The sequence below is a fragment of the Paeniroseomonas aquatica genome, from assembly GCF_030409335.1.
Lineage (GTDB): Bacteria > Pseudomonadota > Alphaproteobacteria > Acetobacterales > Acetobacteraceae > Belnapia > Belnapia aquatica.
In genome coordinates, this window is sequence record NZ_JAUFPN010000125.1 from 57,235 (window position 1) to 73,296 (window position 16,062).

The window sequence follows — 16,062 nt, forward strand, 5'->3', positions numbered from 1 at the left end:
CGCTGCATACCCGGTGGCGCTGGATGGGGGATGGCGCTTGGCACTGGTCACGCTGGAAGCGGTGGGCAAGACATTCCGAGGCCGCACCGGGTCCTGGGAAGCGGTCCGCGATTTCACCCTCGACCTGGCGGAGGGGGAGTTCACCTGCCTGCTCGGCACCTCCGGTTGCGGCAAGACCACGGTGCTGAACCTGCTGGCCGGCTTCGAGGCGCCGACCACCGGCCGCATCCTGCTGGACGGCATTCCGGTGCGCGGCCCCGGCGCCGAGCGCGGCGTGGTCTTCCAGGGCCACGACAGCCTGTATGATTGGCTGAGCGCGCTCGACAACATCGGCTTCGGCCTCCGGCTGCGCGGCGTGCCGAAGCGGGAGAGGCGGGCGCGGGCCGGGCATTTCCTGGCCATGGTTGGGCTGGAGGGGCAGGGGGCCAAGCACCCGGCCGAGCTTTCCGGCGGCATGAAGCAGCGCATCCAGATCGCCCGGGCGCTGGCCGCCGACCCCCGCATCCTGCTGATGGACGAGCCCTTCGGCGCGCTGGACGCGATGACCCGCGCCACCCTGCAGGGCGAGCTCACCCGCATCTGGGCGGAGACGCGGAAGACCGTGCTCTTCATCACCCACGACATCGAGGAGGCGGTGGCGCTCTCGACCCGGGTCGCGGTGATGACGCGGGGCCCGGGCGGCACCCTGAAGGCGGTGATCCCGGTGGACCTGCCCTTCCCGCGGGACCGCACCTCGGACGGCTTCATGGCGGTGTTCCGCCAGGTGCATGCGCTCATCCACGCCGAGATCGTCGCGCCGCCGGCGCGGGCGGAGATCGACGCATGAACCGCGACGGCGCGACCACCCTCCTCGGCTACCTCGCGGGCTTCGCCCTGCTGTTCCTGGTCTGGCACCTGGCGGCGGTGCTGCTGGTGCGCTCGACGCTGTTCCCGCCGCCATGGCCGGTGCTGGAGCGCGGCTGGGTGCTGCTCGAGGACGGGCTGCTGCAAGAGAGCGTCCTCGCCAGCCTGCGCCGCATCCTGCAGGGCTTCCTGCTCGGCAGCGCCATCGGCATCCCGGCAGGCCTCGCCATCGGCAGCTTCCGCTGGGTGCGGCTGCTGCTCGAGCCCTGGACCGAGTTCTTCCGCTTCATCCCGGCGGTGGCGATGATCACCGTCTCGGTCATCTGGTTCGGCATCGGCGAGGAGAGCAAGGTCTTCCTCATCGCCTATACCACCGTCTTCGTCATCATCATCGCGACCGCCGCCGGCGTCGGCGCGGTGACGCCGGACAAGATCCGCGCGGCGCAATGCCTGGGCGCATCCCGCACGCAGGTCTTCGCGCTGGTGGCGCTGCCGGCGACGGTGCCCTTCATCCTGACCGGCATGCGGCTGGCGATGGCGAATTCCTTCGTCACCATCGTCGCGGCCGAGCTCGTCGCCAGCAACGACGGCCTGGGCAAGATGCTCTGGGATGCCCGGCTCTTCATGCAGATCGAGGACATCTTCGTCGCCCTCGTCACCCTCGGCCTGCTCGGCTTCGCCACCGACCGCGCCTTCCGCCTGCTGATCCGCGCCTTCGCCGGGCGCTACAACCCGACCATGTGAGGAGCCGCCCATGCACCGCCGCAGCCTGCTCGCCGCCCCCGCCCTGCTCGCCGCCCTCCCGGCACGCGCCCAGGCCAGCATCAGGATGACCATCGCGACCGGCGTCGACCCGTCCTTCGCGCCCTTCTACGTCGGCCGCGAGGGCGGCTTCTTCGCCCGCAACGGCCTCGACGTCACGGTGAACACCGGCCCCTCCGGCAGCGCCATGGTCGCCTTCCTGATCGGCGACCAGGTGAACGCCGCCTTCGGCGCCGAGCAGGCCGGTGTCTCCGCCCATCTCCGCGACCCCAACGTGGTGGTGGTGGCCGAGGGCACCGCCCTGCTGCGCTGGATCAGCGTCATCGGCCGCAACGTCGAGAGCATGGCGGCGCTGAAGGGCAAGAAGGTCGGCGTCGCCCGCGGCACCGGCAGCGAGACCTTCTGGCTCTCGGTCATCGCCAAGCAGGGGCTGGACCCGGCCGACTACACCATCGTGAACGTCGAGGCGCCGGAGATGGTGGCGGCGCTGGAGCGCGGCAACATCGACGCCTTCGCGGTCTGGGAGCCCTGGCCGACGCGGGCGCTGCGGGCCATCCCGGGGACGAAGATCCTGCTCAACAACGAGAACATCCAGATCGTCCGCAACTTCATCTACATGAACAAGGCCTGGGCCGAGGCGAACCGGGAGGCCACCACCCGCTTCCTCCGCGCCCTGGTGCAGGCGACCGAGTTCATCGACGGAAACAAGGTCGAGGCCTCCCAGCAGGTCGCCCGCTTCCTGCGCCAGGACCGCGGGCTGATGACGGAGCTGATGACCAAGGTGCGCTACCCGCTCGACCTCACCGCTGATTCGGTCGCCAACGTTCAGCTGGCGATCGACCAGCTCCGCGGCATGGGCCGGCTGGCCAAGGAGGTGACGCCGGCCCAGGTGATCTGGGCCGACCCGCTGCGGGCCGCGGCGCCGGACCGGGTGAGGATCTGACGCGCGCGCCTCCCCCGGCTAGTCCTTCGGCTTGCCCGCGATGATGCTGCCTGCCAGCGTCTCCGGGTTGCGCTCCCACCAGCGGCCGGCATCGACCCAGGTGATGAAGTCGAGCACGGCGCGGTTGAAGGCGTCGGGGTCCTCGAGGTTCATGGTGTGGCCGCAGCGCGGCATGACCAGCAGGGCGCTGGTGCTGATGGTGCGCTTGAGGAACAGCCCCGGCTCCAGGGTCGGGTCGTCCTCATCGCCGCAGATCACCAGGGTCGGCAGCTTCATGGCGCGGAAGCCGGCTTCCAGCTCGAACAGGCTGGGGCGCTCGCGCTGGCAGCCGCGCATGGTCAGCACCGCGCCGTCGGTGTCGTGTTCCGACAGCTGGGACATGAACTCGGCGTAGCCGCGCGGGTCCTTCTCCTCGAAGACCAGCCGGGTCGGGCCGCGGCCGTAGGTGCGCGCCATCTTCCACATGCCCTCGGCGGCGATCCGGTCGGCGGTCGCATCGACCTCGGCGCGGAACTGGGCCTGCTTGCCCGGCTGGGCGCCGTAGCCGACGCCGGCGGCGGTCAGGCTGCGGGCGAGGTGGGGGTAGCGGAGGCCGAGGTGCAGGGTGGCGAAGGCGCCCATGGAGAGCCCCACCACATGCGCCGGCGCCAGGCCGAGCTGCTGGATCACCTCGGCGATGTCGTCGGTCGCCCGGTCCTGGGAATAGGCTGAGGGCTCGTGCGGCACGGCGGAGGGCGGGTAGCCCCGGGCGTTGAAGGCGATGCAGCGGTAGCGCCGGGCGAAGAAGCGCAGCTGCGGTTCCCAGGCGCGGGCGTCGCCGGCGAATTCATGGACGAAGACCAGCGGCGTGCCGGTCCCGGCCTCCTCGTACTGCAGCGCGACGCCGTCGGCGGTGGTGATGGTCGGCATGGTCCAGGGTCCCCCTCGGGGGCGGAGCCTAGCCCCGGCACGCCGATTTGGGCGAGGGGGGGCTTCAAAGGGGACCCCATTGGTCCTATTTAGACGCGGTGAGGAAAACACCGTGCTGAGGCTCTCGAAACTGACCGATTACGCCGTGGTCGTCATGGCGCGCCTGGCGCGGGATGGCGCCCTGCCGGATGGCCAGGTGCAGACCGCGCCCGGCTTGGCCCTGGCGACCGGCATCGCCGAGCCGACCGTATCCAAGGTGCTGAAGAGCCTCGGGCAGGCCGGCCTGGTCGAAGGCCTCCGCGGCGCCCGGGGCGGCTATCGCCTGACCCGGCCGCTGGAGGATGTGCCGCTCTCCGAGGTGATCGTCGCCATCGACGGCCCCATCGCCCTGACCGCCTGCGTCGATGGCGGGCTTGGCAGTTGCGAAGCCGAGGGCATCTGTGCCGTCCGCGGCCGCTGGGACCCGGTGAACGATGCGATCCGCCGGGCGCTCTCCGGCATCACCCTCGCCGATCTCGCCGGCGTTCCCCGCCGCCGCCCCGCCACCATGCTCGCCCAACTCGTCGCCGAGTAGGAAACCCAATGCCCGCAGTTGCCGAGACACTCGACACCGTCCAGTCCGTTACCGAGGGCACCTACAAGTGGGGCTTCTCGACCGACATCGAGATGGACTTCGCCCCCAAGGGGCTCAACGAGGACATCGTCCGCTTCATCTCCGCCAAGAAGAATGAGCCGCAATGGCTGCTCGACTGGCGGTTGAAGGCCTATGCCACCTGGCTGAAGATGGACGAGCCGACCTGGCCTTCGGTGAAGTATCCGAAGATCGATTTCCAGGACGCCTACTACTATGCGGCGCCCAAGGTGAAGTCCGGCCCGAAGTCGCTCGACGAGGTCGACCCCGAGCTGCTGAAGACCTATGCCAAGCTCGGCATCCCGCTGAAGGAGCAGGCGATCCTGGCCGGGGTCGAGGGCGCCGGCGACAGCCCCTCCGAGGGCGGGCGCATGCCCATCGCGGTCGATGCGGTCTTCGACAGCGTCTCGGTCGCCACCTCCTACAAGGCGCGGCTGGCCAAGGACGGCATCATCTTCTGCGCCATCTCCGAGGCGGTGCATGAATACCCCGAGCTGGTGCGCCAGTACCTCGGCAGCGTGGTTCCGCAGGGCGACAACTACTACGCGGCGCTGAACAGCGCGGTCTTCACCGATGGCAGCTTCGTCTATATCCCGAAGGGCGTCCGCTGCCCGATGGAGCTTTCCACCTACTTCCGCATCAATGCGAAGAGCACGGGGCAGTTCGAGCGGACGCTGATCATCGCCGACGAGGGCGCGGTCGTCTCCTACCTCGAGGGCTGCACCGCGCCGATGCGCGACGAGAACCAGCTGCATGCCGCGGTGGTCGAGCTGGTGGCGATGGACGACGCGCAGATCAAGTACAGCACGGTGCAGAACTGGTACCCCGGCGATGCCGAGGGGCGCGGCGGCATCTACAACTTCGTCACCAAGCGGGCGCAGTGCCGCGGCGCGCGGTCCAAGGTGAGCTGGACCCAGGTCGAGACCGGCTCGGCCATCACCTGGAAGTACCCCTCCTGCGTGCTGCTGGGCGATGACAGCGTCGGCGAGTTCTACTCGGTGGCCATCACCAACAACCACCAGCAGGCCGATACCGGGACCAAGATGATCCATGTCGGCAAGCGCACCACCTCGACCATTGTCTCCAAGGGCATCTCGGCCGGCAAGGGCCAGAACACTTATCGTGGCCTGGTCCGCGTCGCGCCCAGCGCCTCGGGCGCGCGCAACCACACCCAGTGCGACAGCCTGCTGATCGGCGACCAGTGCGGTGCGCATACCGTGCCCTACATCGAGAACCGCAACATGACGGCCAAGGTCGAGCATGAGGCGACCACCAGTCGCATCGCCGAGGACCAGCTCTTCTACTGCCGCCAGCGCGGCCTGTCGGAGGAAGACGCGGTCGGCCTCATCGTCAACGGCTTCTGCCGCGAGGTGCTGAAGGAGCTGCCGATGGAGTTCGCCGTCGAGGCCCAGAAGCTACTGCAGATTTCGCTCGAAGGATCGGTCGGCTGATCCCCCACGGGGAACAGCGGCCAACAAGGACCATACCATGCTGAAGATCGAAGGACTGACCGCCGAGGTCGAGGGCAAGCCGATCCTCAAGGGGATCGACCTGGAAGTGCCCGATGGCGAGATCCATGCCATCATGGGCCCCAACGGCTCCGGCAAGTCCACGCTGTCCTACGTGCTCGCCGGCCGCGACGGCTACGAGGTCACCGGCGGCACCGCCCACTTCAACGGCGTCGACCTGCTGGGCCTGGAGCCGGAGGAGCGCGCCGCGATCGGCGTGTTCTTGGCCTTCCAGTATCCGGTGGAACTCCCCGGCGTCGGCAATGCCAATTTCCTCCGCACGGCGCTCAACGCCCAGCGCCGCGCCCGTGGCGAGGGCGAGCTCGACGCCATGCAGTTCCTGAAGGCGGCCCGCGCGCGGCTGAAGGAGCTGCAGATGTCGGAGGAGATGCTGAAGCGCGGCGTCAACGTCGGCTTCTCCGGCGGCGAGAAGAAGCGCAACGAGGTGCTGCAGATGGCGTTGCTGCGCCCGAAGCTCGCCATCCTCGACGAAACCGACAGCGGCCTCGACATCGATGCGCTGAAGATCGTGGCCGATGGCGTGAACGCGCTGCGGGCGCCGGAATTCTCCTCCCTCGTCATCACCCACTACCAGCGCCTGCTCGACTACATCGTGCCGGACCGGGTGCATGTGCTGATGGCCGGCCGCATCGTCAAAAGTGGCGGGCCCGAGCTGGCGAAGGAGCTGGAGGCGACCGGCTATGCCTCCGTCCAGGCGGCGGCATGAACGCCGCGGTGAACAGCGGCGCCGAGGGCTTCCTGCACCGCTTCGACGGGCTGCGGGCGCGGCTGCCCGGCACCCGCATGCCCTGGGTGCAGGCCCTGCGCGAGGACGCCGCCACGCGCTTCCGCAGCGCCGGCTTCCCGACCCGCCGGGTCGAGGCCTGGAAGTACACCGACCTCCGCCCCGTCTCCGACGCTGGCTTCGATGAGGCGCTGAGCATCCTCGGCGATTCCGCCGACCTGCCGGCGCCGCTGTGCGACCGCCGCGCCGTCTTCGTCGATGGCCGTTTCCGCGAGGATGCCTCGACCCTCGGCAGCGCCGAATTCGCCGTCGACGGCCTGGCGCAGCGGCTGCCTCAGCTCGAGGGGCGGCTCGGCAGCTTGGCGCGGCCGCAGGAGGAGCCGCTGGTCGCGCTGAACACCATGCTCTTCGAGGACGGGCTGGTGGTCACCGTCCCGGCCGGCGTCGCCGGCGGGCTGCTGGAGCTCGCCTCCTTCGCCAGCGGCAGCGAGCGCCCGGCCGCCTTCCATCCGCGCCACCTGATCCGGCTGGAGGCGGGCGCCAGCCTGACCATCGTCGAATCCGCCCGCGGCCCCGCCGAAACCCGCTACCTGCACAACCCGGTCTTCGAGATCGAGGTCGCCGAGGGCGCGACCCTGACCCATACCCGGGTGCAGCAGGAAGGCGCCAAGGCGTTCCAGCTCGGCACCATCTATGCCCGGGTCGAGGCCGGCGGCACCTACGACAATTTCACCCTCAACGCCGGCGGCCGGCTGGTGCGGAACGAGATCCACGTCACCCTCGCCGGCCCCCGCGCCACCTGCCACATGAACGGCGCGCAGCTGCTGCGCCACGGCCAGCACGCGGATACCACCACCTTCCTCGACCATGCGGCGCCGGATTGCGCCAGCCGGCAGACCTACAAGACGGTGCTCTCGGGCAAGTCGCGCGGCGTCTTCCAGGGCAAGATCCACGTCCACCAGGTTGCCCAGCGCACCGACGGCTACCAGATGAACCAGGCGCTGCTGCTCAGCCCGGACGCCGAGATCGACAGCAAGCCGCAGCTCGAGATCTATGCCGACGACGTGAAGTGCAGCCATGGCGCGACCGTCGGCGCGCTGGATGCGGAGCAGCTGTTCTACCTCCGCGCCCGCGGCATCCCGGAGGAAGCGGCGCGGTCCATGCTGGTGCAGGCCTTCCTCGCCGAGGCGATCGAGGGCGTCGCCGATGCGACCAGCCGCGCCGCGCTGGAAGCCGCCGTCAGCGGCTGGTGGGAGCCGGCGGCATGAGCTTCGACGTCGCCCGCATCCGCCAGGACTTCCCCATCCTCGGCAGCATGGTCCGCGGCAAGCCGCTGGTCTTCCTCGACAGCGGCGCCTCGGCGCAGAAGCCGCGTGCCGTGGTGCAGGCCATGGTCCGCAGCATGGAGGAGCGCTATGCCAACGTGCATCGCGGCGCCTACCAGCTCAGCGAGGCCGCGACCGCCGACTACGAGGCCGCCCGCGCCGCCGTCGCCCGCTTCCTCAACGCGGCCGATCCGCGCGAGGTGATCTTCACCGGCAACAGCACCGCCGCCATCAACCTCGTCGCCCATAGCTGGGGCCGCGGCGTGATGCGGCCGGGCCAGGCGGTGTTGATCAGCGAGCTCGAGCACCACGCCAACATCGTCCCCTGGCAGATGCTGCGGGACGACGGCCGGGGCATCGAGCTGCGGGTCTGCCGCGTCACCGACAGCGGCGAGCTCGACATGGAGGATCTCGCGGCCAAGCTGGCCGACGGCAAGGTCGGGCTGGTCTCGATCGCCCATATGTCGAACGTGCTCGGCACCGTCGTGCCGGCCGAGCGCATCGTTGCCATGGCCCATGCCGCCGGCGCCAAGGTGCTGTTCGACGGCAGCCAGGCGGTGGTGCACCGCAAGGTCGACATGCAGGCGCTCGGCGCCGACTTCTACGTCTTCACCGGCCACAAGCTCTACGGCCCGACCGGCATCGGCGTGCTCTGGGCCCGGCTGGAGCACCAGGAGCGCATGCCGCCCTTCCTTGGCGGCGGCGACATGATCGCCTCGGTCAGCTTCGAGCGCACCACCTGGGCCGAGCCGCCGGCGAAATTCGAGGCCGGCACGCCGCCGATCGTCGAGGCCGTCGGCCTGCATGCGGCGATCGACTACGTGACCGCCATCGGCATGCCGGCGGTCGAGGCGCATGAACGCACCCTGGTCGACCATGCCATGCGGCGGTTGTCCGACATCGACGGGCTGTCGCTGCTCGGCGCGGCGCAGGACCGCGGCGGCGTCTTCGCCTTCGGCCTCGACAATGCCCATGCGCACGACCTGGCGACGCTGCTCGACCGCGCCGGCATCGCGGTGCGGGCCGGTCGGCACTGCGCCGAGCCGCTGCACGCCCGCTTCGGCGTCGAGGGCGGCACCTGCCGCGCCTCCTTCGGCCTCTACACCACCGAGGCCGAGATCGACTACCTGGCGGAAGCACTGACCAAGGCGAGGGAGTTCTTCTCCTGATGTTCGATGACCTGCGCGACCTCTACCAGGAAGTCATCCTCGACCACGGCCGCAAGCCGCGGAACCTGCGGCGGCTGCAGGATGCCGACCGCAGCGCAAAGGGCGACAACCCGATGTGCGGCGACCGGATGGAGCTGTTCCTGAAGCTGGCGCCCGACGGCAGCATCGCCGATGCCGCCTTCGAGGGCCGCGGTTGCGCCATCTCCATGGCCAGCGCATCCTTGATGACCGAGACCGTCAAGGGCAAGTCGGCGGCCGAGGCGCATAAGCTCGGCGAGGGCTTCCGGGCGCTAGCGATGACCGGCACCTGCCCGGATTGCGGCGCCTCGCTCGCCGATGAGATGGAGCGGCTGCAGCCGCTCTCGGGCGTGCATGAATTCCCGAGCCGGGTGAAATGCGCGACCCTCGCCTGGCACACGCTGAATGCCGCCCTCGATGGCGGCAGCAAGGAGGCGAGCAGTGAGTGAGGATATCGCCGTGACCCATGGCGCCTGGACCCCCGAGGGCGAGACCCCGCCGCCGGCGCAGAAGGTCAGCGAGGACGCCATCATCAGCGTACTGAAGACCGTCTTCGACCCGGAAATCCCGATCGACATCTACGAGCTCGGCCTGATCTACGCCGTCGAGATCGAGGATGACGGCAAGGTCAAGGTCGAGATGACCCTGACCACGCCCTCCTGCCCCTCGGCGCAGGAGCTGCCGGCGCAGGTCGAGGAAAGCGTTCGCCTGGTACCTGGCGTGACCGACGTGACGGTCGAGGTGGTCTGGGATCCGCCCTGGGACCAGGGCCGGATGAGCGAGGACGCCAAGCTCGCCATGAACATGTATTGAGGGAGGCCGCACCATGAGCACGACAATTGACCCCCCTGGCCAGACCCCCGCCCGCACCCGCCGGGCCTTGCCGCCGCTGATGCAGCTGACCGAAGGCGCCGCCGAGCGCCTGCGTCGGCTGTACGAGGCGGGGGGCGAGGGCCGCCTGCTGCGCATCGGCGTCAAGACCAAGGGCTGTTCCGGCCTCTCCTACGACCTCACCTGGGTCGACGGGCCGCAGAAGGGCGACGAGAGCGTGACGGACAAGGGCGTGACCGTGCTGGTCGACAGCAAGGCCAGCCTGTTCCTGATCGGCACGGTGATGGACTACGAGCAGAAGGCCATGTCGGCCGGCTTCACCTTCACCAACCCGAACGAGAAGGGCCGCTGCGGCTGCGGCGAGAGCTTCCACGTCTGAGTCGCCCACATCCGGGCGGCCGGCTGCCTGGACAAGCGCCGGGCAGCGCGATTGACTGGCGCTCCGCCGGACGGAGCGCAGCGCATCATGACCCATTATTCGCCGCGGGAATTCCGCGCCCTCACCTGGCATGACGCGGTGCCGGGCTTCGCGGCCGGCACCGCCACGCCGCGCGGCTACCTCGAGGGTTGCCTCGAGACCATCGCGTCGCGCGAGCCGGTCGTTCGCGCCTGGGTGGTGCTGAACGAGGCCGGCGCGCGCGAAGCCGCCGATGCCAGCACCGCGCGCTGGCGGTCCGGCCGGCCGCTCTCGCCGATCGACGGCATGCCGGTCGGCATCAAGGACCTGCTCGAGACCCGCGACATGCCGACGCAGATGGGCTGCGCGGCCTATGAGGGCAATTTCCCCCGCCGCGACAACGCCGCCGTCTGGGCGCTGCGCGAGGCCGGGGCCGTCATCCTCGGCAAGACCGTGACGGCCGAGCTCGGCGGCAGCCATCCCGGGCCGACCACCAACCCCTTCGATCCCGCCCGCACGCCCGGCGGCTCCTCCTCCGGCTCGGCCGCAGCGGTGGGCGCGCGCATGGTGCCGGTCGCCATCGGCACCCAGGTCGGCGGCTCGATCATCCGCCCCGCCGGCTATTGCGGCAATGTCGCGCTGAAGCCGACCCAGGGCGGCATCAACCGCGGCGAGCGCCAGGCCACCAGCATGAGCACCCATGGCCCGCATGCCGGCTGCCTCGAGGACATGTGGCAGGTGGCGATCGAGATCGCCCGCCGTGCCGGCGGCGATCCCGGCCGGCTCGGCCTGTTCGGCCCGGCGACGCCGCCGCCGGCCCGCCCCCCGGCGACGCTGGCGGTGCTGGAGGCCGAGGGCTGGGCGCTGCTGGACGCGGCCAGCCGCACCGTCTTCGAGACCCTGCTCGACCGGCTGCGCGCCCAGGGCGTCACGGTGCTGCGACGCGGCGACCACCCGCTGCTGCAGGCCTTCGAGCGGTCGCTGGAAGGCGTGCAGGCGCTGACCAACGGCATCACCGCCTGGGAGAACCACTGGGCCCTGCGCAACCTCATCGCGCAGCAGCCGGAGGGCGTCAGCCAGCGCGCCCGCGGCGTCGTCGCCCTGGCCGAGGCGATGTCTCCGGAGGACTACCGGATGCTGATCCTGCAGCGCGAGGAGCTGCGCCGGCGGCACGCGGCGCTCGCCCCGCTGGCGGAGGCGCTGATCGCCCCGGCCTCGCCGGGCCCGGCGCCGCTCTGGGCCGGGGATGTCCCGGGGCAGCCGCTGGCCAAGCGGCCCACCGGCGATGCCGTCTACAACACGCCGAGCTCGGCGCTCGGCGCGCCGGTGGTGACGGTGCCGCTGGCCGCGGTGGGCGGGATGCCGCTGGGCATCCAGCTCATGGGCCAGCCACATGCGGATGCGGCGGTCACCGCCGTGGCCCGCTGGGTGCAGGCGACGGTGGCGCCGGTCGTCGGCTGACCCGGCCGGGCCTCAGATCACCGCGCTCGACCAATCCGCGGGGACGTAGCGGTAGCCGCCGCCGTCCTTGGCGAAGTAGCCATTGGCGGGGAAGGGGAAGTGGTAGCCGGTGGTGCGGATGCGGTCGGTCGAGACCATGTCCAGCACCTTGCGCCGGGTCGCCTCGGCCCTGTCGGCGTCGAAGTCGAAGACCGCGTGGTAGCCCGGCCGGGCCGCAAAGAGCTCGGGGCGGTTGGTCACGTCGGCCATGAAGACCGCCTGGGCGCCGCCGTCGGCGATCCGGTAGATGGTATGGCCGGGGGTATGGCCGAAGGCATCGATGGCGGTGATGCCCGGCACCGGCTCGGCACCCGCCTTGAGGCGGGTGATCTTGCCGGCATAAGGCGCCAGGCGGCGGGCGCTATTGGCGAAATTGCCGCGCTGGCCCTCGGGGCTGCGGCTTTCGTTGGCCGTGTCGCCGAACCAGGCGATCTCGGCCTCCGGCAGGAAGATCTCGGCATTCGGGAAGGCCGCGGCATTGTCGGCGCCGAGCAGGCCGTTCACGTGGTCGCCGTGGAAGTGGCTGAGGATGACCGCGTCGACCTTGGCCGGATCGATGCCCGCGGCCGCCATGTTGCCGATCATCTTGCCATTGGTCGCATTCGGCGGGGTGATGCCGTTGCCGCTGTCGAAGACCACCAGCTTGGTCGGGGTCTGGACGAAGGTGACGGTGAAGGGGATGCGGAAGCTGTCGGTCGGCAGGAACTGCGCCGCCAGCACCGCCTGCACGTCGGCCAGCGGGGCATTGCGGACGAAGGCCTCGATCGGCCGGGTGAAGGACCCGTCATGCACCGTGGTGACGGTGAAGCCGCCGACCTTGAAGCGGTAGAAGCCCGGCGCCTGCGGCGAAGCGGCGGCGGCGGCCGGCGCGGTCTGGGCGGCAGCGCCACGGAGCAGGGCCGGCGCGGCGAGAGCGGTGGCGAGGCTGCCCAGGGCAAGGCGGCGGCTGGCAGGGATCATTGCGGCAAGGCTCCGGTTCATCGCCCTATTGGTGGGGAGGATGCCGGCGCAATCAAGTTATTCCGGCCGCATCGTCACCGGGCGAAGGCGACCACCGCCTCGAGGTGCGGCGACCAGAGGAACTGGTCCACCGGCGTCGCCGCCACCACCCGGTAGCCGGCCGCGTGCAGGGATTTCGTATCCTTGGCCAGCGCCGCCGGATTGCAGGAGACGTAGACGATGGCCGGCACCCCGGCCCTGGCCAGCAGCCCGACCTGCTCGGCGGCGCCGGCATAGGGCGGGTCCAGCACGACGGCGGCGAAATCCTTGAGGTCCGGCCCGGCCAGCGGCTGCCGGTCGAGGTCGCGCTTCACCGCATGGACCTTCACCCCGCCCTTGCCGGCGGCGCAGGCCAGCGCCGCGACCGCATCCGGCAGGCTCTCGAAGGCAGTGACGCGCCCGCGCGCCGCCAGCGGGATGCTGAGCGTGCCGATGCCGGCATAGAGGTCGGCGATATTGCCGCGGCCGAGCAGCTTCTTCGGCAGCCCGGCCAGCATGGCGGCGATGATCGCCGCCTCGCCCGGGGCGCTGGCCTGCAGGAAGGCGCCCGGCGCCGGCACCACCTCGGTACCCGAGAGCAGATGCCGCACCGCGCCGATCTGCGCCGCGACCTCGGCCCCGGCGCCCTTGCCGGCCCAGGCGATGCGCGGGATGCCGACGCGGGTCGCCAGCGCCGCCAGGGCGCGGCGGTCCGGCATGGTCAGCGGCGCGTCGGTCCGCAGCAATATGTCCGGCCCGCTGCTGAGCATGTTGATCACCGCCGAGCCGAGCCGGCGGAGGCCCTCCAGGTGCTGCAGCGTCTCGGCCAGCGCCGGCAGCAGCGCCACCAGCGCCGGCAGCAGCACGTGGCATTCCCGCATCGGCACCAGCGCCGTGGTGCCGCGCTGGTGGAAGCCGATGTTCACCCGCCCGTCGGGGAGGCGCTCCAGGCCGAAGTCGGCGCGCTGGCGGCAGTTGCGCGGGGTTGCCACCAGCTCGGCCACCGGGGCGTCCTCGAAGCCGGCGCGGGCCAGCGCCTCGACCAGCCGGGCGCGCTTCCATTCGGCATAGGGGGCAGGGGCCCAGTGCTGCAGCACGCAGCCGCCGCAGGTGGGGAAATGCACGCAGGGCGGGGCGACGCGGTCGGGGCTCTCGGTGAGCCAGCCCTCGGCCTGGGCCACCCGGGCCTCGCCGCGCTTGCCGATGATGCGGGCGCGCACAACCTCGCCGGGCAGGGTCTGCGGCAGGAAGACCGGGCCGCCGTCGTGGCGGGCGGTGCCGTCGCCGGCCGCGCCCATCTGGTCGACGGTAAGTTCAAGCAGGTCCGACATCATGCTCCAGGGGCAAATGGGCGGAGGCGAGGCGGACCTCGGCCAGGAAGAGGCCCAGCGCCGCCACCATCGCCAGCATGGCGGCCACCAGCAGCAGCGCCAGCACCCAGGCGACCCTGAGGCCGAGGAAGACCCCGCCGAAGGCGGCGACGATCAGCCCGCAGAGCAGGATCGCCGCCGTGACCGAGGCGCCGATCGCATGGTGCAGGCAGCGCGCCCGCTGCGCGAGGCGCTTCAGCTCGCCCCGCAACGGCGGCGAGAGGCCGTTGCGGATGGCCCGTTCGCGGTCGATCAACCGGCCGAGGCGCCCGGTCAGCACGTTCAGCAGGCTGAAGATGCCGGTGAGGAGGAAGGCGGGGGCGATCGCCGCCTGGATCGCCCGCTCGATTTCCGCGACATCCTCCACCCCGAACATCGCCAGGCCGGGCAGGACGGCCGCCTAGCCCCCGAAGGCGTTCAGCCCGGTGATGGCGCGGCCGATGATGAGCGCATGGACGTCGTGCGTGCCCTCGTAGGTGTTCACCGTCTCGAGGTTCATGACGTGGCGGATCACGTGGTACTCGTCCACGATGCCGTTGCCGCCATGCATGTCGCGCGACATCCGGGCGATATCCAGCGACTTGCCGCAGTTGTTGCGCTTGACCAGGGAGATCATCTCCGGCGCCACCTTGCCTTCGTCGAACAGCCGGCCGACCCGCAGCACCGCCTGCAGCCCGAGGGTGATCTCGGTCTCCATGTCGGCCAGCTTCTTCTGGATGAGCTGGGTCTGCGCCAGCGGCCGGCCGAACATCTTGCGGTTCATGGTGTATTCGCGGGCCGCGTGGAAGCAGAACTCGGCGGCGCCGAGCGAGCCCCAGGCGATGCCGTAGCGGGCGCGGTTGAGGCAGGAGAAGGGGCCGTTCAGCGACTTCACCAGCGGCAGCCGGTTCTCCTCGGGGACGAAGACCTCGTCCATCATGATCATGCCGGTGGTCGAGGCGCGCAGGCTGAACTTGCCCTCGATCTTGGGGAAGGTCAGGCCCTTCATGCCGCGGTCGAGGATGAAGCCGCGCAGGATGCCCTCGTCGTCCTTGGCCCAGACCACGGCGACATCGGCGATCGGCGCATTGGTGATCCAGGTCTTGGAGCCGCTGACGAGGTAGCCGCCGTCGACCTTCTTGGCGCGCGTGCGCATCGAGGAGGGGTCGGAGCCGGCATCCGGCTCGGTCAGGCCGAAGCAGCCCACCCATTCGCCGGTCCGCAGCTTCGGCAGGTACTTCTCCTTCTGCGCCTCGGAGCCGAAGGCGTGGATCGGGAACATCACCAGGCTCGACTGCACCGAGAAGGCGCTGCGGTAGCCGCTGTCGACCCGCTCGACCTCGCGCGCCATCAGCCCGTAGGCGACATAGGAGACGCCGGCGCAGCCGTAGCCTTCGAGAGTGGCGCCGAGGAAGCCCATCTCGCCGAACTCGTTCATGATCTCGCGGTCGAATTTCTCGTGCCGGTTGGCCATGAGGACGCGGGGCAGCAGCTTCTCCTGGCAGAAGTCATGCGCCGCCTCGCGGATCATGCGCTCATCCTCGGTGAGCTGGTCGTCCAGCAGCAGGGCGTCTTCCCACTTGAAGGTGGCCATGCTGCGCTTCGGGGCGGGGTTCATCACGTTCATGGCTGGCTCCTCGGGGCTTCGTGGGCCCCGGCGGCGGGGCTTGCGGGCGAACAGATGGCGCGGCCAGCCGGATCCCGCAACCGCCGGAGCGGCGCGGGTCCGATATGCCGGCGAGGCGCGGAGGCCGGGAGACCTAGGCCGCTTCGGCCTCGGCCTCCGGCTCGGGGGTCGCATCCCGCCGCGGGCGGGGGATGGGGATCAGCATGAAGGCCGGCACGGCATCGCCGAAGCCCTGCACCACGGGCCCGAGGTCGTCGCGGTCGCGGTCGCGGCGGCGCGGGGCGTCGCGGTCCCAGCTGCGCTCGGGGCGCTCGGCGAAGCGGTCCGGCTGCGGCCGGTCCCAGCCGCGCTCCTCGCGCGGCTGTTCGCGCGGCGCGGCCCGGTCCTCGGCGGCACGCGGGCGTTCCTCGCGCGGGGTGACCGGCGTGCGGTCACGGTCGCGTCCGCGCGACCGCTCGGGCCGCTCGCCACGCTCGGGCCTCTCGCCGCGGGCCGGCCGGGCCGGGCGTTCCGCCACCGGCGGCCGC

At 70.8% G+C, this 16,062-nt stretch carries 17 protein-coding genes and 1 pseudogene; 12 read left to right on the plus strand and 6 right to left on the minus strand.

The genetic code is table 11. The annotated features are described in order from the left end of the window. The first annotated feature begins 37 nt into the window (after positions 1-37). From QWZ14_RS11220 to QWZ14_RS11230, 3 genes are read left to right on the plus strand one after another with little or no spacing between them, the layout of a single operon-like run. Positions 38-826 (plus strand): ABC transporter ATP-binding protein, encoded by a 789-nt coding sequence (locus QWZ14_RS11220; RefSeq protein WP_290316745.1) that lies wholly within the window; start codon positions 38-40, stop codon positions 824-826. Continuing rightward, the gene (locus QWZ14_RS11225) at positions 823-1,587 is read left to right on the plus strand and encodes an ABC transporter permease (RefSeq protein WP_290316746.1); all 765 of its coding nucleotides are present in this window, start codon (positions 823-825) and stop codon (positions 1,585-1,587) included. Before QWZ14_RS11220 ends, QWZ14_RS11225 begins: the two co-directional genes overlap by 4 nt. Before the next feature lie 10 nt (positions 1,588-1,597). Beyond that, positions 1,598-2,548, plus strand: a complete 951-nt coding sequence (locus QWZ14_RS11230) for an ABC transporter substrate-binding protein (protein ID WP_290316747.1) — start codon at positions 1,598-1,600, stop codon at positions 2,546-2,548. An 18-nt stretch (positions 2,549-2,566) separates the two neighbouring features. On the opposite strand, the gene QWZ14_RS11235 is transcribed toward QWZ14_RS11230, so the two are convergent. Continuing rightward, positions 2,567-3,457, minus strand: a complete 891-nt coding sequence (locus tag QWZ14_RS11235) for an alpha/beta fold hydrolase (protein WP_290316748.1) — start codon at positions 3,455-3,457, stop codon at positions 2,567-2,569. A gap of 112 nt (positions 3,458-3,569) precedes the next feature. Between QWZ14_RS11235 and QWZ14_RS11240 the strand changes: the two genes are divergently transcribed. The 9 genes from QWZ14_RS11240 to QWZ14_RS11280 all read left to right on the plus strand — a co-directional run bounded on the left by QWZ14_RS11240 (position 3,570) and on the right by QWZ14_RS11280 (position 11,542). Continuing rightward, complete coding sequence (locus tag QWZ14_RS11240; RefSeq protein ID WP_290316749.1) at positions 3,570-4,031, plus strand: SUF system Fe-S cluster assembly regulator; 462 nt, start codon at positions 3,570-3,572, stop codon at positions 4,029-4,031. A gap of 8 nt (positions 4,032-4,039) precedes the next feature. Beyond that, positions 4,040-5,539 (plus strand): Fe-S cluster assembly protein SufB, encoded by a 1,500-nt coding sequence (sufB, locus tag QWZ14_RS11245; RefSeq protein WP_290316750.1) that lies wholly within the window; start codon positions 4,040-4,042, stop codon positions 5,537-5,539. 37 nt (positions 5,540-5,576) lie between these two features. Next, entirely contained in the window at positions 5,577-6,323 is a 747-nt protein-coding gene (sufC, locus tag QWZ14_RS11250; RefSeq protein WP_290316751.1) for a Fe-S cluster assembly ATPase SufC, read from the plus strand. Further along, positions 6,320-7,609 (plus strand): Fe-S cluster assembly protein SufD, encoded by a 1,290-nt coding sequence (sufD, locus tag QWZ14_RS11255; RefSeq protein ID WP_290316752.1) that lies wholly within the window; start codon positions 6,320-6,322, stop codon positions 7,607-7,609. Before sufC ends, sufD begins: the two co-directional genes overlap by 4 nt. Continuing rightward, positions 7,606-8,835, plus strand: a complete 1,230-nt coding sequence (locus QWZ14_RS11260) for an aminotransferase class V-fold PLP-dependent enzyme (protein WP_290316753.1) — start codon at positions 7,606-7,608, stop codon at positions 8,833-8,835. The genes sufD and QWZ14_RS11260 overlap by 4 nt, the downstream gene beginning before the upstream one ends. Then, entirely contained in the window at positions 8,835-9,302 is a 468-nt protein-coding gene (gene sufU / locus QWZ14_RS11265) for a Fe-S cluster assembly sulfur transfer protein SufU (protein ID WP_290316754.1), read from the plus strand. Before QWZ14_RS11260 ends, sufU begins: the two co-directional genes overlap by 1 nt. Beyond that, positions 9,271-9,666 (plus strand): SUF system Fe-S cluster assembly protein, encoded by a 396-nt coding sequence (locus QWZ14_RS11270; RefSeq protein WP_408903666.1) that lies wholly within the window; start codon positions 9,271-9,273, stop codon positions 9,664-9,666. The genes sufU and QWZ14_RS11270 overlap by 32 nt, the downstream gene beginning before the upstream one ends. A 13-nt stretch (positions 9,667-9,679) precedes the next feature. Further along, positions 9,680-10,063, plus strand: coding sequence for a HesB/IscA family protein (locus tag QWZ14_RS11275; RefSeq protein ID WP_290316757.1), 384 nt, complete (start codon positions 9,680-9,682; stop codon positions 10,061-10,063). Between the two features lie 87 nt (positions 10,064-10,150). Beyond that, entirely contained in the window at positions 10,151-11,542 is a 1,392-nt protein-coding gene (locus tag QWZ14_RS11280; protein WP_290316758.1) for an amidase, read from the plus strand. Between the two features lie 12 nt (positions 11,543-11,554). Here the strand turns inward: QWZ14_RS11280 and QWZ14_RS11285 are convergent, their stop codons facing one another. The 5 genes and pseudogenes from QWZ14_RS11285 to QWZ14_RS11305 all read right to left on the minus strand — a co-directional run. Next, complete coding sequence (locus QWZ14_RS11285) at positions 11,555-12,541, minus strand: MBL fold metallo-hydrolase (RefSeq protein ID WP_290316759.1); 987 nt, start codon at positions 12,539-12,541, stop codon at positions 11,555-11,557. Positions 12,542-12,615: 74 nt separating this feature from the next. After that, a complete protein-coding gene (locus QWZ14_RS11290; protein ID WP_290316761.1) occupies positions 12,616-13,890 on the minus strand; it encodes a class I SAM-dependent RNA methyltransferase in 1,275 nt (424 codons plus the stop codon). Next, positions 13,874-14,296 (minus strand): DUF2721 domain-containing protein, encoded by a 423-nt coding sequence (locus tag QWZ14_RS11295; protein ID WP_290316762.1) that lies wholly within the window; start codon positions 14,294-14,296, stop codon positions 13,874-13,876. The genes QWZ14_RS11290 and QWZ14_RS11295 overlap by 17 nt, the downstream gene beginning before the upstream one ends. Positions 14,297-14,329: 33 nt before the next feature. Continuing rightward, positions 14,330-15,535, minus strand: coding sequence for an acyl-CoA dehydrogenase (locus QWZ14_RS11300; protein ID WP_290316763.1), 1,206 nt, complete (start codon positions 15,533-15,535; stop codon positions 14,330-14,332). Positions 15,536-15,668: 133 nt separating this feature from the next. After that, positions 15,669-16,062, minus strand: a pseudogene (locus QWZ14_RS11305) (hypothetical protein); the annotation flags it as partial.

Excerpts from the sequence above, each read along its gene's own strand:
- QWZ14_RS11225 (WP_290316746.1), top strand. The coding sequence starts at position 823 with ATGAACCGCGACGGCGCGACCACCCTCCTCGGCTACCTCGCGGGCTTC.
- QWZ14_RS11230 (WP_290316747.1), top strand. The coding sequence starts at position 1,598 with ATGCACCGCCGCAGCCTGCTCGCCGCCCCCGCCCTGCTCGCCGCCCTC.
- QWZ14_RS11235 (WP_290316748.1), bottom strand. The coding sequence starts at position 3,457 with ATGCCGACCATCACCACCGCCGACGGCGTCGCGCTGCAGTACGAGGAG.
- sufB (WP_290316750.1), top strand. The coding sequence starts at position 4,040 with ATGCCCGCAGTTGCCGAGACACTCGACACCGTCCAGTCCGTTACCGAG.
- sufC (WP_290316751.1), top strand. The coding sequence starts at position 5,577 with ATGCTGAAGATCGAAGGACTGACCGCCGAGGTCGAGGGCAAGCCGATC.
- sufD (WP_290316752.1), top strand. The coding sequence starts at position 6,320 with ATGAACGCCGCGGTGAACAGCGGCGCCGAGGGCTTCCTGCACCGCTTC.
- QWZ14_RS11260 (WP_290316753.1), top strand. The coding sequence starts at position 7,606 with ATGAGCTTCGACGTCGCCCGCATCCGCCAGGACTTCCCCATCCTCGGC.
- sufU (WP_290316754.1), top strand. The coding sequence starts at position 8,835 with ATGTTCGATGACCTGCGCGACCTCTACCAGGAAGTCATCCTCGACCAC.
- QWZ14_RS11270 (WP_408903666.1), top strand. The coding sequence starts at position 9,271 with ATGGCGGCAGCAAGGAGGCGAGCAGTGAGTGAGGATATCGCCGTGACC.
- QWZ14_RS11275 (WP_290316757.1), top strand. The coding sequence starts at position 9,680 with ATGAGCACGACAATTGACCCCCCTGGCCAGACCCCCGCCCGCACCCGC.
- QWZ14_RS11280 (WP_290316758.1), top strand. The coding sequence starts at position 10,151 with ATGACCCATTATTCGCCGCGGGAATTCCGCGCCCTCACCTGGCATGAC.
- QWZ14_RS11285 (WP_290316759.1), bottom strand. The coding sequence starts at position 12,541 with ATGATCCCTGCCAGCCGCCGCCTTGCCCTGGGCAGCCTCGCCACCGCT.
- QWZ14_RS11290 (WP_290316761.1), bottom strand. The coding sequence starts at position 13,890 with ATGTCGGACCTGCTTGAACTTACCGTCGACCAGATGGGCGCGGCCGGC.
- QWZ14_RS11300 (WP_290316763.1), bottom strand. The coding sequence starts at position 15,535 with ATGAACGTGATGAACCCCGCCCCGAAGCGCAGCATGGCCACCTTCAAG.